General features: G+C 73.5%; 12 protein-coding genes. 5 read left to right on the top strand and 7 right to left on the bottom strand.

Annotation, left to right across the window (positions count from 1 at the left end; translation table 11 throughout):
- The first annotated feature begins 72 nt into the window (after positions 1-72).
- Positions 73-513 (top strand): DUF4870 domain-containing protein, encoded by a 441-nt coding sequence (locus ABD230_RS00730; protein WP_344368744.1) that lies wholly within the window; start codon positions 73-75, stop codon positions 511-513.
- On the opposite strand, the gene hemW is transcribed toward ABD230_RS00730, so the two are convergent.
- Genes hemW through lepA form a run of 3 tightly spaced genes read right to left on the bottom strand, consistent with a single transcriptional unit; the run spans position 510 to position 4251 of the window.
- Positions 510-1736 (bottom strand): radical SAM family heme chaperone HemW, encoded by a 1227-nt coding sequence (gene hemW / locus ABD230_RS00725; RefSeq protein ID WP_344368742.1) that lies wholly within the window; start codon positions 1734-1736, stop codon positions 510-512. The genes ABD230_RS00730 and hemW overlap by 4 nt on opposite strands.
- A complete protein-coding gene (locus ABD230_RS00720) occupies positions 1736-2386 on the bottom strand; it encodes a DUF1990 domain-containing protein (RefSeq protein ID WP_344368741.1) in 651 nt (216 codons plus the stop codon). The genes hemW and ABD230_RS00720 overlap by 1 nt, the downstream gene beginning before the upstream one ends.
- 8 nt (positions 2387-2394) lie before the next feature.
- Positions 2395-4251: a translation elongation factor 4 gene (gene lepA, locus ABD230_RS00715; RefSeq protein WP_344368740.1), complete on the bottom strand. Its 1857-nt coding sequence runs from the start codon at positions 4249-4251 to the stop codon at positions 2395-2397.
- Between the two features lie 79 nt (positions 4252-4330).
- On the opposite strand from lepA, the gene ABD230_RS00710 reads away from it, so the two are divergent.
- The 4 genes from ABD230_RS00710 (at position 4331) to rpsT (ending at position 7378) form a co-directional block, all read left to right on the top strand.
- A complete protein-coding gene (locus ABD230_RS00710) occupies positions 4331-5557 on the top strand; it encodes a sensor histidine kinase (protein ID WP_344368739.1) in 1227 nt (408 codons plus the stop codon).
- Positions 5554-6180, top strand: a complete 627-nt coding sequence (locus tag ABD230_RS00705; RefSeq protein WP_344368738.1) for a response regulator — start codon at positions 5554-5556, stop codon at positions 6178-6180. The genes ABD230_RS00710 and ABD230_RS00705 overlap by 4 nt, the downstream gene beginning before the upstream one ends.
- Positions 6181-6183: 3 nt before the next feature.
- Entirely contained in the window at positions 6184-6969 is a 786-nt protein-coding gene (locus tag ABD230_RS00700; protein ID WP_344368737.1) for an alpha/beta fold hydrolase, read from the top strand.
- 148 nt (positions 6970-7117) lie between these two features.
- A complete protein-coding gene (rpsT, locus tag ABD230_RS00695; protein WP_189086488.1) occupies positions 7118-7378 on the top strand; it encodes a 30S ribosomal protein S20 in 261 nt (86 codons plus the stop codon).
- A 149-nt stretch (positions 7379-7527) separates the two neighbouring features.
- Here the strand turns inward: rpsT and holA are convergent, their stop codons facing one another.
- From holA to leuS, 4 genes are all read right to left on the bottom strand, one after another.
- Positions 7528-8544: a DNA polymerase III subunit delta gene (holA, locus tag ABD230_RS00690; protein ID WP_344368735.1), complete on the bottom strand. Its 1017-nt coding sequence runs from the start codon at positions 8542-8544 to the stop codon at positions 7528-7530.
- A 28-nt stretch (positions 8545-8572) separates the two neighbouring features.
- Positions 8573-10957, bottom strand: coding sequence for a ComEC/Rec2 family competence protein (locus ABD230_RS00685; protein WP_344368734.1), 2385 nt, complete (start codon positions 10955-10957; stop codon positions 8573-8575).
- Positions 10958-11641 (bottom strand): ComEA family DNA-binding protein, encoded by a 684-nt coding sequence (locus ABD230_RS00680; RefSeq protein ID WP_344368733.1) that lies wholly within the window; start codon positions 11639-11641, stop codon positions 10958-10960.
- Between the two features lie 131 nt (positions 11642-11772).
- Positions 11773-14346: a leucine--tRNA ligase gene (gene leuS, locus ABD230_RS00675; RefSeq protein ID WP_344368732.1), complete on the bottom strand. Its 2574-nt coding sequence runs from the start codon at positions 14344-14346 to the stop codon at positions 11773-11775.
- Positions 14347-14375: the final 29 nt, after the last annotated feature.

Below are 14375 nucleotides of genomic sequence, written 5' to 3'. Positions count from 1 at the left end.
ACCGGCGCGTCGTCCTATGCCAGCATGAGGACACGTCCCCTGTTCCGGGCACGACCACGAGGAGCCAGCATCATGTCCGACGCACCACCTCCCCAGCCGCCCACGCCGCCCGCCGGCGGCCCGCCGCCGCCCCCGCCCGGGGGCCCGACGCCCCCGCCGCCCGGTGGCGGGTACCAGCAGAGCCAGCCGCTCAGCCCGGCCGACGAGAAGCTCTGGGCGACGCTCATCCACGTCGGCGGCGCGCTGTTCAACTTCCTGCCGGCGCTCATCGGCTACCTCGTCCTGAAGGACCGCGGACCGTTCATCCGGGCGCACACCGCGACGGCGCTGAACTTCCAGCTGACCGTGCTCATCGCCTACGTCGTGAGCTTCCTGCTCATGTTCGTCGTGATCGGGTTCATCCTCTACCCGGCCGTCTGGGTCGTGAACATCGTCTTCTGCATCATCGCGGCCATCAAGGCGAACCAGGGCGAGTACTACACGTACCCGATGGCCATCAAGTTCGTCAGCTAGTCCTCGAGCAGGCGCCGCACCACGGCGTCGGCCAGCAACCGCCCTCGGCGGGTGAGCGTGAGCCGCCCGCCGAGGGCGGTTCGCGCATCCACGAGTCCCTCCGCGATGAGCCCGGCCACGGCGTGCCGACCGCCGGCGTGCAGGCTCGACACCTCGACGCCGTCGCGGATCCGCGTCAGCAGCAGCACGCGCTCGGTCTCCCGGGTCCGCCCGTCGAGGGTCTCCCGTCCCACCGCGGGCGACGAACCGGCCGCCAGCCGGTCGGCGTACGCCGCGGGATGCTTCGCGTTCCACCACCGCACGCCGCCGACGTGGCTGTGCGCGCCCGGTCCGACGCCCCACCAGTCGTCGCCCCTCCAGTAGCCGAGGTTGTGGCGCGAGCGGTGGATGGCATCGCTCGCCCAGTTCGACACCTCGTACCAGGCGTAGCCGGCGCCCTCGAGCAGGTCATCGGCGAGCTCATACATGTCGGCGGCGAGGTCGTCGTCGGGCATCGCGAGCTCGCCGCGCCGGATCCGGCGGGCGAGCTTCGTGCCGTCCTCGACGATGAGCGAGTACGCGCTCACGTGGTCCGGTCGCTCGGCGAGCACGGCCTCCAGGCTGGTGCGCCAGTCGGCGAGCGTCTCGCCCGGCGTGCCGTAGATCAGGTCGAGGCTGACATCGAGCCCCGCCTCGCGCGCCCAGCGCACCACCAGCGGGACGCGCGCCGGGTCGTGCGTGCGGTCGAGCGTGGCGAGCACGTGCGGCACGGCCGACTGCATGCCGAACGAGACCCGCGTGAAGCCGGCGTCGGCCAGCCGTCGCAGGTCGTCCGCGTCGACCGAATCCGGGTTCGCCTCCGTCGTGACCTCGGCGCCGTCGGCGAGCCCGAACTCGTCGCGGATCGCGTCGAGCATGCGCGCGAGGTCGTCCGCGGGCAGCAGCGTCGGCGTGCCGCCGCCGAGGAACACGGTGGCCGCGCGGCGGTCCGGCGCGCCCGAGCCCGCGAGGACGCGGCGCGCGAACCGGATCTCGCCGACCGCCTGGTCGGCGTACCCGGCCTGCGACACCCCGCGCAGCTCCCCGGCCGTGTAGGTGTTGAAGTCGCAGTACCCGCAGCGGACCCGGCAGAACGGCACGTGCACGTAGACGCCGAACGCGCGGGACGCGGCATCCGTCGTCGCGCTCGTCGGCAGCAGGCCGTCGGCCGGCGCGGGATCGGCGATCGGGAGCGGACCGGCCATCAGGACGGGAACGCGGGGTGCAGCGCCCGCAGCTCCCGCGTGGTCAGCTCGCGGCGGCGACGGCGCAGCAGCGGCGCGAACGCGCGGCGCAGGCCGCCGTTCGGCTCGTACGCCGAGCGGATCGTCAGCCACACCGAGTCGTCGTCGCGGTGCTCGAGGATGAACGACTCCTCGCCGTTCTCCGGCGCCCTGCCCGCGGTCCCGATCGCGAAGCCGACGCGGTTCGGCTCGTCGACGACGTACACGACCAGCACTGGGATCGAGCGGTGGCGCAACCGGCCGCGTCGCCGGAGGGTCGCCGTCATGCCCGCGCTGACGTACGGCGTGCCGTCCGGCCCGAAGCGCTGCTCGGTGCGCGCCGCGGGCTGCTCGGCGAGCGGGGCGCCGGAGCCGTCGTACGCGATGCCCGTGTACTGCGCGCCCGTCCCCGGCGCGGCGTCGACGACGGTGAACCCGGAGCCCTCCTGGATGCCCCAGGTCATGAGCGCCTCCGCCGAGAGGTCGAACCGCTCGCGGCCCGACCCCAACCGCACCGAGTCCTCGCCCGGCGTGAATCCGGCCGGCGGGTAGCGCAGCAGGTCGGGGTCGAGCGTCGCCCCGATCGCGCCGTACGTGACGGACTGGTCGGTGAAGGTGCTGCGACGGCTCACGGATCCCCCTACTTCTTCGCGTCCTTCTTCTCGGTCTCGCCCGACAGGGCGGCGATGAACGCCTCCTGCGGCACCTCGACCCTGCCCACCATCTTCATGCGCTTCTTGCCCTCCTTCTGCTTCTCGAGGAGCTTGCGCTTGCGGGTGATGTCACCGCCGTAGCACTTGGCGAGCACGTCCTTGCGCATCGCGCGGATGTTCTCGCGCGCGATGATGCGGGCGCCGATCGCGGCCTGGATGGGCACCTCGAACTGCTGCCGGGGGATGAGCTCGCGCAGGCGACCGGCCATCATGGTGCCGTACGCGTACGCCTTGTCGCGGTGCACGATCGCGCTGAAGGCGTCGACCTGCTCGCCCTGGAGCAGGATGTCGACCTTGACGAGGTCGGAGGCCTGCTCGCCCGCGGGCTCGTAGTCGAGCGATGCGTAGCCGGCCGTCTTCGACTTCAGGTTGTCGAAGAAGTCGAAGACGATCTCGCCGAGCGGGATGGTGTAGCGGATCTCGACGCGGTCCTCGCCGAGGTACTCCATGCCGAGCAGCGTGCCGCGACGCGACTGGCAGAGCTCCATGATCGTGCCGACGTAGTCCTTCGGCGCGAGGATCGCGGCCTTCACGATCGGCTCGCGCACCTCGGCGATCTTGCCGCCGGTGGGGAACTCGCTCGGGTTGGTGACCGTGACGGACTTCCGGTCCTCGGTGGTGACCTCGTACGGCACCGACGGCGCGGTCGCGATGATGTCGAGCCCGAACTCGCGGCGCAGCCGCTCGGTCACGATCTCGAGGTGGAGCAGGCCGAGGAATCCGCAGCGGAAGCCGAAGCCGAGCGCCACGGAGGTCTCGGGCTCGTAGGCGAGCGCGGCGTCCGACAGCTTGAGCTTGTCGAGCGCCTCGCGGAGCTCCGGGTAGTCGCTGCCGTCGACCGGGTAGATGCCGGAGAAGACCATGGGCAGCGGCTCGGTGTAGCCCGCGAGCGGCTCGGCCGCGGGCTTCGCCTGGCTCGTGACCGTGTCGCCGACCTTGGACTGCCGCACGTCCTTCACGCCGGTGATGAGGTAGCCCACCTCGCCGACGCCGAGGCCCTTCGTCGGCGTCGGCTCGGGCGCGCTCACGCCGATCTCGAGGATCTCGTGCGTCGCGCGCGTCGACATCATCTGGATGCGCTCGCGAGGGTTCAGCTTGCCGTCGACCATGCGGACGTAGGTGACCACGCCGCGGTAGCTGTCGTACACGGAGTCGAAGATCATCGCGCGCGCGGGCGCGTCGGCGTCGCCGGTGGGCGCGGGGATGCGCTCCACGACGCGGTCGAGCAGGTCCTCGACGCCCATGCCGGTCTTGCCGGACACGCGCAGCACGTCGTCGGGCGACCCGCCGATGAGGTCGGCGAGCTCCCGGGCGTACTTCTCGGGCTCGGCGGCCGGCAGGTCGATCTTGTTCAGCACCGGGATGATCTCGAGGTCGTTCTCGAGCGCGAGGTAGAGGTTCGCGAGCGTCTGCGCCTCGATGCCCTGCGCGGCGTCGACCAGCAGGATCGCGCCCTCGCAGGCCGCGAGCGACCGGGAGACCTCGTAGCTGAAGTCGACATGCCCGGGGGTGTCGATCATGTTCAGGGCGTAGCCCGTGCCGCCGAGCTCCCACGGCATCCGCACGGCCTGGCTCTTGATGGTGATGCCGCGCTCGCGCTCGATGTCCATGCGGTCCAGGTACTGGGCGCGCATGTCGCGGTCGGCGACGACGCCGGTGATCTGGAGCATGCGGTCGGCGAGCGTCGACTTGCCGTGGTCGATGTGCGCGATGATGCAGAAGTTGCGGATCAGCGCGGGATCGGTGGCGGCGGGCACCGGTGGGGTGGCGGCTCTCGGAGACATCCCGACGATTCTCCCATGCGCGCGATCGCACTTTCGACGGATGCCGGCCCGGAGGCCCCGGACTACGCTGAATCGCACCATGACCGTGCTCGATGCCCCGCTCGCCTCGCGGGTCCAGCCGTCGGCGCTGCGACCCGTCTTCGTCTCGCTCCGGGTCGGACTCCACGTGCTCGTCGTCGGCCTCGTGCTGTTCGTCGTGGCGCGCGCGGTGGTCGCCGGCGGCGCGGACCTCGTGCCGATCACGATCCTCTCGATCGCGTTCATCGGCACCTACCTCGTCGGCGTCGTCACGGCGCACCAGGTCGTCACCCCGTGGATGCGGGCCGGATGGCTGGTGATGCTGCTCGGGCTCTGGCTCGGCCTGGGGGCGCTCACGGCGGATGCCGCGTTCCTCGCGTTCCCGCTGTTCTTCCTCGAGCTGCACGTGCTCCCGGCGCGCTGGGCGGTGCCGCTCGTCGGCGTCACGTTCCTGCTCAGCGTGTGGAGTTCCACGTCGCACCTCGGGTTCGAGGCCGGGGCCGTCCTCGGTCCGTTCATCTCAGCGGGCGTCGCGGTCATCATCGGGCTCGGCTACCGGGCCATGGCGGTCGAGTCCCGCGAGCGGCAGTCGCTCATCCTCGACCTGCTCGCGACCCGTGAGGAGCTCGCATCGGCGAGCCGAGAGGCCGGCACCCTGGCGGAGCGCGAGCGCATCGCGCGCGAGATCCACGACACCGTGGCGCAGGGCCTGTCGAGCATCCAGATGCTGTTGCACGCGGCCGAGCGCGACGTCGACGACTCCGGCACGCGCGAGAAGCTGCGCCTCGCCCGTGAGACGGCGGCGCAGAACCTGCAGGAGACGCGCCGCTTCATCAGGGAGCTGACCCCGCCCGCGCTCGACGAGCAGACCCTGCCCGCCGCGCTGCGCCGCCTCGCGGACGCGACGAACGAGCAGGCCCGGCAGGCGGGCACGCGCACGCGCATCGCGTTCTCCCTGAGCGGCGAGCCCGTCCCGCTGCCCATGTCGATCGAGGCCACCCTGCTCCGCATCGCGCAGGGGTCGCTCTCGAACGTCGTCAAGCACGCCGAGGCGAGCCGCGCCGAGCTGACGCTCAGCTACCTCGGCGACGAGGTCGCGCTCGACGTCGTCGACGACGGCGTCGGCTTCGACCCTGCCGTGCTCGCCGAGCTCGACGACGGTGCCGAGTCCTTCGGCCTCCGCGCGATCCGCAAGCGCGCCGAGACCCTCGGCGGCACCGCCGACGTCGAGTCCACGCACGGCGGCGGGACCGCGGTGTCCATCCGCATCCCGGTGGTCGCCGCATGATCCGGCTCCTCCTCAGCGACGACCACCCCGTCGTGCGCGCCGGCATGCGCGCCCTCCTCGAGGCCGAGGACGACCTCCACGTCGTCGGCGAGGCCGCGAGCGCCGAGGAGGCCGTGCGCCTGGCCGCGCAGCCGGGCCTCGACCTGGTGCTCATGGACCTCCAGTTCCCGGGCGCCCTGCAGGGCGTCGAGGCGACGCGCCGCATCCGTTCGGTGCCGGGCGCGCCGCGGGTGCTCGTGCTCACGAACTACGACACCGACGCCGACATCCTCGGCGCCATCGAGGCGGGTGCAAGCGGCTACCTCCTGAAGGACGCGCCGCCCGTCGAGCTCGTCGCCGCCATCCGCGCCGCCGCGGCCGGCGAGTCGGCGCTCGCTCCCACCGTCGCCTCCCGGCTCGACGAATCGCAGCGCGCGGCCGACCAGCGGCTGACCGTGCGGGAGGCCGAGGTGCTGAACCTCGTCGCCGCCGGTCGCACCAACCGCGAGATCGGCCAGGCGCTCTTCCTCAGCGAGGCGACCGTGAAGTCGCACCTCGTGCACATCTTCACCAAGCTCGGCGTCGGATCGCGGACGGCCGCCGTCGCCCGGGCGCGCGAGCTCGGCGCCATCCGGGCGGGCTGACGGATGCCGCGGGCCCGCGTCGTCCTCGTCCACGGCATCCGCACGTCCGCGACGATGTGGCGCGGCCAGGTCGTGAGACTCTCGCGGCACGACCTCGACGTGCGGCCGATCGACCTTCCCGGGCACGGCGCGCGGATCGGCGAGGCGTTCACGGTCGATGCGGCCATGACCGCGATCGGCGCGGCCCTCGGCGACCAGGAGCGCGGCGTGCCGCGCCTGCTCGTGGGGCTGAGCCTCGGCGGGTACCTGGGGCTCGAGTTCGCCGCACGGCATCCGTCCGGCCTCGAGGGACTCGTGGCGGCGTCGTGCGGGACCCGGCCGCGTGGCCTGCCGCTGCAGGGCTATCGCGGACTCGCCGCGGCGATCGCGCGCCTGCCCGATCGGGGGCGATGGCTCAACGACGCGACCGCACGGGCCTTCCTCTCCCCCGCCGCCGTGCAGGACGTCGTGGCCGGGGGCGTCGCGCTGGATGCGATGGTGCCGACGCTCGACGCAGTCGGCGAGCTCGACCCGGTCGCCTCGGCTGCGGCGGCGAGCGTGCCCATCTGGTTCGTGAACGGGAGCCTGGACCACTTCCGCCTCGAGGAGCGACGGCTGCTGCGCGCCGCGCACGACGCGCGACTGGCCCACGTCCGCGGCGCGACGCACCTCGTGAGCCTGGTGCGTCCGGACGAGTTCGCCGGGACGGTGCTCGACGCGGTCGCGGAGCTCGAGCGCCGAGCGGCACGACGCCCGTCGTCGGACTCCGTCGGCCGGACGCCGACGGCAGGAGCGCCGTCGACACGCTGACCGCCCGCGCATTGGTGCCGCCCAGGCGTTGCTGGTATCGTTGCCTGTTGGCTTGCGTGTGGGTCCCACCCCGCACGATGCGCCGCGACGGCCCCTCTACCGATTGCGGCAACTCCGGTACCCGCAGAACACACGAAAGACGAACCACGTGGCAAACATCAAGTCGCAGATCAAGCGCATCCGCACCAACCGCAAGGCCGAGGAGCGCAACAAGGCCGTCAAGAGCGAGCTGAAGACCGTCGTCCGCGCCGCGCGCGAGGCCATCGCCGGCGGCGACAAGGACAAGGCGACCGCCGCGGTCCGCGTCGCGAACCGCAAGCTCGACAAGGCCGTGAGCAAGGGCGTGATCCACAAGAACCAGGCCGCGAACCGCAAGTCGGCGATCGCGAAGCAGGCCGCCGCGCTCTGAGCCCGACGTCTCGTTCGAGGGCCCCGCACCGTTCGGTGCGGGGCCCTCGTCGTTGCGGGGCGCGCCCGTCGCCGCGGGGCGTGCTCGTGCGAGCGGATCGTGCACGCCGCCGCGCGGACGATGCATTCGCGGGGTGCGGCGGCCCGGGATCAGGCCAGTGCGCGACCGCGCGCGGCGATGACGCCGACGACGCGCTCGAGGGCGAAGACCGGATCGCGCTCGGCGCCCTTGACCGCGGCGTCGGCGGCCGCGAGCGCCTGGATCGCGGCGCCGAGCCCTTCGTCGGTCCACCCGGCGAGGTCGCGTCGTGCCCGGTCGACCTGCCAGGGGGCGAGGCCCAGCGACGCGGCGGAGGCGCCCCTGGCACCGGCGACCTTGGCCATGGTGCGGATCTTCATCGCGAACGCGGCGACGATGGGCACCGGGTCGGCGCCCGAGTCCAGCGCGTGACGGAGCGCGATGAGCGCGTCGCCGTGCCGTCCGGCGATCGCCAAGTCGGCGACCTCGAACGCGGTCGTCTCGACGCGGCCCCCGTAGTACTTCCGCACGGTCGCCTCGTCGATGTCGCCCTCGGCGTCGGCGATGAGCTGGCGGCACGCCGCGGCGAGCTCGCCGAGGTCGTCGCTGAACGCGCCGACCAGGGCGCGCAGCGCGGCCGGGGCGATGCGACGGCCCGCGAGGCGGAACTCGGCGGCGGCGAAGTCCTGCTTGTCGGCGTCGCGCTTCAGCTCGGCGCAGACGACCTCGATGCCGCCGCCCCCGCCTCCGCGGACCGCGTCGAGCAGCTTCTTGCCGCGGTTGCCGCCGCGATGCCGGAGCACGACCGTCGTGCCCTCCGCGGGAGCGGTGAGGTACTCGAGCGCGTCGAGCAGGAACTCGTCGCTGGCCTTCTCGACGCCGGAGACGCGGATGAGTCGCGGCTCCCCGAACAGGGAGGGGCTCGCGATGGTGAGCAGGGTGCCGCGCGCGTACCCGTCGGCCTCGAGGTCGGTCACTTCGAGCGACGGGTCATCGGCGCGCAGGGTCTCGCGGAGCATCGTCTGCGCACGCTCCGCGAGCACGTCCTCGCCGCCTGAGACGAGGACGACCGGTGCGGGCCGGACGTCGCTCCACGCCAGCTGTGGGATCTTCGCCCCGGACCTGCTCGCGCCCGATCGTGCCGCCACGCCATTCCTCCCGTCGTGCCGGTCCAGTCTACGGAGCCCCCGCGACACCCGAGGCGCGCTCGGTCCACAGTGCGATGCCGTCGGCGTCGAACCCGACCGCCGACGAGCCGGCGAGGTCGCTGCGCACGGGAACGGTGCCCGCCGCGCGCAGGAGCTCGAGCGCGGTGTCGGTCGGGTGCCCGTACCCGTTGTCCGCGCCGACCCCGACCAGGCCGACCGGAGCCGACAGTTCGCGATAGAGCTCGGGGCTCTGGTCCGCGCTCCCGTGGTGGGCGACCTTGACGACGTCGACCCGACCGAGCCCGGCGGATCGACGCAACGCGTCCTGCGCGGTGCGGCCGAGGTCGCCGAGGAACACGGCACGGTATCCCGGAGCGTGGAGGTCGACGACGACGCTCGCGTCGTTTCCCGGTGCGGCGCCGTCCCGCGGCCAGACGATGCGCCACCGTGCATCGCCCAGGGCACCGCTCCGGCCCGCCACGACCTCGATCGCCTCCGCTCCCCCGGCGACCAGCGGATCGAGGGCTCGCTCGGACCGTCCGCCGTCCGGCGGCCCGTGCAGCACCGTGCCGACGCGTCCGGCGAGTGCCGGCGTGCCGCCGACGTGGTCGGCGTCCCAGTGCGTGAGCACGAGCAGGTCGATCCGGTCGACGCGCGCCGCATCGAGGCATTCCCCGAGCGCCGCCGGGTCCGGGCCGGCGTCGACGAGCAGCACCGCGGCGGCGCTGCGCACGAGGACCGCGTCGCCCTGTTCGACGTCGCACTGCCACAGGTCCCACCCGGTCGGACGGTCGAGCGCGGCGACGGCGGCGGGGCCCGCGGCCGCGCCGAGGGGCACGGCCGTGCAGATGCACGACAGCCCGACCGCGATCCCGCGCAACGCGCGCCGCGCGCGCGATCCGGTCGACGACGGCAGGAGCACCGGCACCATGGCACCGCCGACGACGCCCGCGGCGAGCAGCGCGCCCGGCAGGTCGGGCGGCCAGGGCAGTCCCGTCACGGGCAGCCGTTCCACGCCGCGCGCGAGGAGCGCGATCCACGACGCGGGGACCCATGCCACCTGGAGCGCGGCGACGCCGACCGACGGCAGCACGGGCAGCAGCAGGCATCCCACCAGGCCGGCGACGGTCGCGAGCGGCGCCGCGGGTGCGGCGAGCAGGTTCGCCGGCACGCCGTACACGGGGATGACCGGTTCGAGCAGCACGAGCACGGGCTGGCACGCGAGCTGCGCCGCGAGCGGGATCGCGACGACCACGGCGAGCGGCCGCGGCATCCGTCGCCCCAGCGCCGTGGCGAGCGGACCGGCCCACAGGACGAGTCCGGCGGTCGCGCAGGCCGAGAGCGCGAAGCCCGCGTCCCGGGAGTACCACGGGTCGATCGCGAGCAGCACGACGACGGCGACGGCCAGGGCCGGCACGCCCCCCGCGGCCCGCGCGGTCGCGCACGCGACGAGGACCACGACGGCCATCGCCGACGCGCGGACGACGCTCGCCTCGGGGGTCACGAGCATCGCGAACCCCCCGAGCGCCGCGACCGCGGCGAGCACGCGGACGAGGCGCGGGAGCCCGGCGAGGCCGGCGGCCCAGAACGCGGCGGCGGTCACGATCGCGCAGTTGGCTCCGGAGACCGCCGTCAGGTGCGTGAGCGACGCGGTCGTCATCGCGCTGCGGAGGTCGTCGGTCACCCGGGACGTGTCGCCGATCGCGAGGCCCGGCACGAGCGCCCCGCCGTCGCCGCCGAGCTCGAGCGACGCCTGGGCCAGCCCCGCTCGCAGCGGATGGGTCCAGGCGATGAGCGACGGCGCCGGACCCACGTCGAGCACCCGATCGGCGTCGAGCCGGTACGCCGCGCGCGACGATCCGGGCAGCGCCGCGAGGCGGCCCTCGACGACGACGGTCGCCGCGAACCCCGGCGCGCGGTCGTCGACCGGCATCGACAGGTCGACCCGCACCGGGACGCCCGGGAGCGGGCGCGCACCGTCGTCCACGTCGAGGGCGAGGATCGTCCCGGCCGCCCGCACGCGACCCTCCGTCGACCACGGCGCGGCTCGGGCCGCGCGCGGCGCCGCGTCGAGCCGCACGGTGGCCCGGACCACGTCCCTCGCCTCGGCGGCGGCGTCCGCGGCGGGCGGATGCCGGTGCTCGAGCGCGATCCACGCCGAACTCGCGACGAGCGCCGCCGCGGAGGCCGCGACGAGCAGGGCGGCGAGCACTCCCGCCGCCCCGACCGCGGGCCGGCCCCGGCCCGCCCTGAGGCCCGCCCGGAGCATCGCCAGCACGGCGACCGCCAGCACCCAGCACGCGGCGGGCACCGTCCACGACGGAATCCCGCTCTCCAGCGAACCGGTGGTGGCCAGCGCGGCGGCCCAGGCGGCGCAGGCGGGCGCGACGAGCCGCAGGTCGTGTCCGCGCACTCAGAGGCTCACGAGGTCGACGAGTCCGGCGTAGACGGCATCGCCGATCCCCGCGACCTCGAGCAGCTGCGAGACGTCGGTGAACGGGCCGTTCGCCTCCCGCCAGTCGACGATGCGCTGCGCGAGCGCCGGACCGATGCGCGGCAACGTGTCGAGATCTGCGATGCCGGCGCGATTCAGGCTCACGCGGCCACCGGCCGCGGACGAGCCGCCACCGGCACCCGCCGCGGCAGGAGGGGGCGCCTCGCCCTCGCGCGGCACGACGAGCTGCTCGCCGTCGGCGAGCGTGCGCGCGAGGTTCACCCCGGCCGGATCCGCGTCGTCGGTCAGCCCGCCGGCCGCGGCGACGGCGTCGACCACGCGCGCGCCCGCGGCGAGCTCGACGATGCCCGGGCGGGCGACCGCCCCGAGCACGTGGACGAGCACGGTCGGCGGAGCCGCCGCGTCGACCGCGGCCACGGGCGCGCCGTCCGGGGGCGCGCCGGTCGCACCGATCGCCCCGCTCGAGGGTTCCGGCCGGAGCACCGCGTGCCCGCCACCCGCGCCGGCCATGCCCGCGATGGCCGACGCCGCCACGGCGATCACGAACGCCGCGACCGCGGCGCCGACCGCGATGCGGGTGCGCGGCCGCGCACGCGACCCCGCGAGCTGGGCCGGCGGGTCGGCGGTCGGGACATCGGTCACGCCGCGACGCTAGGCCGCGCCGCAGGCCGTCGGACGCATGGAGGCCCCGTCCGCACGCGCCGTCCGCGGCGCCACCGCTGTGGAGGACGGCCCGGCGGGCGGGGACGAGCGGGCAGCGCGCCTCGCCCGCGCTAGCGACGCGTGGCGATGTTGACGAGCTTCGGCGCGCGCACGATCACGTTCGCGATCTCGCGGTCGCCGACCGATCGCGCGACCGCGGCCGACGCCCGCGCCATCGCCTCGAGCTCGTCGGGGCCGATCTTCGGCGACACCTCGAGCCGGTCTCGGACCTTGCCGTCGACCTGCACGATGGCCGTCACCGACTCCTCGATGAGCAGCGCCGGGTCGGGCTTGCGCCACACCACGTTCGCCACCGTGGGCTCGTAGCCCAGCCGCTCCCACATGTCCTCCGCCGTGTACGGCGCGAACAGGTCGAGCATCATCGCGGTCACCTCGGCCGCCTCGCGCACGGCGGCGTCACCGGCACCGCGGCCGGAGTCGATCGCCTTGCGCGTCGCGTTCACGAGCTCCATGAGGCGCGCGACGATGACGTTGAACTTGAACGCCTCCGCGAGGCCCGGCGCGTCCGCGAGCAGGCGGTGCGTCATTCGGCGCAGCGCCGGGTCGCCGGACTTCCACTCGATGTCGGGGCTCGAGGTGACCTCGCCCGAGATGCGCCATGCGCGCGCCAGGAACTTCGCGGCGCCCACCGGCGAGACGTCCGCCCAGTCGATGTCGTCCTCGGGCGGACCGGCGAACGCCAGCGTCACCCGCAGCGCGTCGGCGCCGTGCGCCGACAGCTCGGAGGCGAACTCGACCAGGTTGCCCTTGGACTTCGACATCTTGGTGCCGTCCATGATGACCATGCCCTGGTTGAGCAGTGACGTGAACGGCTCCGTGAAGCCGAGGTAGCCGAGGTCGAAGAGCACCTTCGTCACGAACCGCGAGTACAGCAGGTGCAGGATCGCGTGCTCGACGCCGCCGACGTACTGGTCGACCGGCATCCACTTCTCGGCCTCGGCCGGGTCGAACGCGCGCGCGTCGTCGTTCGGGTTCAGGTAGCGCAGGTAGTACCACGAGCTGTCGACGAACGTGTCCATCGTGTCCGAGTCGCGGCGCGCCGCGCGGCCGCAGTCCGGGCACGTCACGCGCGACCACTCCTCGGCCGCGCCGAGCGGGCTCGCGCCCTTCGGCGACAGGTCGAGGCCCGCGGCATCCGGCAGCCGCACCGGCAGGTCGGACTCCGGCACCGGCACCTCGCCGCAGTGCTCGCAGTGGATGATCGGGATGGGCGTGCCCCAGTAGCGCTGGCGCGAGATGAGCCAGTCGCGCAGTCGGTAGTTCTTCGCGGCGCGACCGACGCCGCGCTCCTCGAGGATCTCGATGGCGCGCCGGATCGCGTTCGTCTTGCTCAGCCCGTTCAGCGGACCGGAGTTCGTCAGTCGGCCCTCGCCGGCCAGCGCGACACCGGTGCCGGCGGGGTCGAGCTCGAGCAGGTCGTCCATGGGCAGCGGCACGCCGTGCTCGTCGACCGGGATGACCGGGATCACGCCCGTGACCGGGGCGTTGGTGTCGACCACCACGCGCACCGGCAGCTCGAAGGCGCGCGCGAAGTCGAGGTCGCGCTGGTCGTGCGCGGGCACCGCCATGATCGCACCGTGGCCGTAGTCGGCCAGCACGTAGTCGGCCGCCCAGATCGGGAGGCGCTCGCCGTTGATCGGGTTGACCGCGTAGCGCTCGAGGAAGACGCCGGTCTTCGGCCGGTCGGTCGAGAGGCGATCGATGTCGCTCTCGGCGCGGACGGAGCCGAGGTACTCGTCGAAGCGGGCGCGCACCTCGTCGGAGGCTCCGGCCGCCAGCTCCTCGGCGAGGGCCGAGTCGGGCGCGACGACCATGAAGGTCGCGCCGTAGAGGGTGTCGGGACGCGTCGTGAACACCGTGATCGGCTCGTCGCGGCCCTCGATGGCGAAGTCGACGTCGGCGCCCGACGAGCGACCGATCCAGTTGCGCTGCATCGTGAGGACCTTGCCCGGCCACTTGCCCTCGAGCTGGTTGAGGTCGTCGAGCAGCCGGTCGGCGTAGTCCGTCACCCGGAAGTACCACTGCGTCAGGGCCTTCTTGGTGACCACGGCGCCGCAGCGCTCGCAGTGGCCGTCGACGACCTGCTCGTTCGCCAGCACGGTCTGGTCGACGGGGCACCAGTTGACCTGGCCGTCCTTGCGGTAGGCGATGCCCTGCTCGTACAGCTTCAGGAACAGCCACTGGTTCCACTTGTAGTACTCGGGGTCGCTCGTGTGCAGCTCACGCGTCCAGTCGAACGACGGGGCGTACTGCTTGAACGAGCGCTTCTGCTGCTCGATGTTCGCGTAGGTCCACGCCTTCGGGTCGGCGCCGCGCTTGATGGCCGCGTTCTCGGCGGGCAGCCCGAAGGAGTCCCAGCCGATCGGGTGGAGCACGTCGAAGCCCTGGTGGCGCCAGTAGCGGGCCGCCGCGTCGCCGAAGCCGAACGCCTCGGCGTGGCCCATGTGCAGGTCGCCCGACGGGTACGGGAACATGTCGAGGATGTACTTGCGCGGGCGCGTGTCCCCCGGCTGGGCCGCGCGGAACGGCTCGAGCTCATCCCACACCGGAAGCCACTTCGCCTGGATGGCGGCGAAGTCGTAGGTGCCTGCCTCGGCCTGGGTGGGGTCCTGCTCGTGTGCCACGTGACTCTCAATCGTGATGCGCGGGGGTA

The organism is Agromyces tropicus, assembly GCF_039531345.1.
Lineage (GTDB): Bacteria > Actinomycetota > Actinomycetes > Actinomycetales > Microbacteriaceae > Agromyces > Agromyces tropicus.
The sequence above is the reverse complement of the archived record's forward strand: the minus strand, read 5'-3'. Positions and strand labels throughout refer to the sequence as shown.

Excerpts from the sequence above, each read along its gene's own strand:
- ABD230_RS00700 (WP_344368737.1), top strand. The coding sequence starts at position 6,184 with ATGCCGCGGGCCCGCGTCGTCCTCGTCCACGGCATCCGCACGTCCGCG.
- ABD230_RS00730 (WP_344368744.1), top strand. The coding sequence starts at position 73 with ATGTCCGACGCACCACCTCCCCAGCCGCCCACGCCGCCCGCCGGCGGC.
- ABD230_RS00705 (WP_344368738.1), top strand. The coding sequence starts at position 5,554 with ATGATCCGGCTCCTCCTCAGCGACGACCACCCCGTCGTGCGCGCCGGC.
- hemW (WP_344368742.1), bottom strand. The coding sequence starts at position 1,736 with ATGGCCGGTCCGCTCCCGATCGCCGATCCCGCGCCGGCCGACGGCCTG.
- lepA (WP_344368740.1), bottom strand. The coding sequence starts at position 4,251 with ATGTCTCCGAGAGCCGCCACCCCACCGGTGCCCGCCGCCACCGATCCC.
- ABD230_RS00710 (WP_344368739.1), top strand. The coding sequence starts at position 4,331 with ATGACCGTGCTCGATGCCCCGCTCGCCTCGCGGGTCCAGCCGTCGGCG.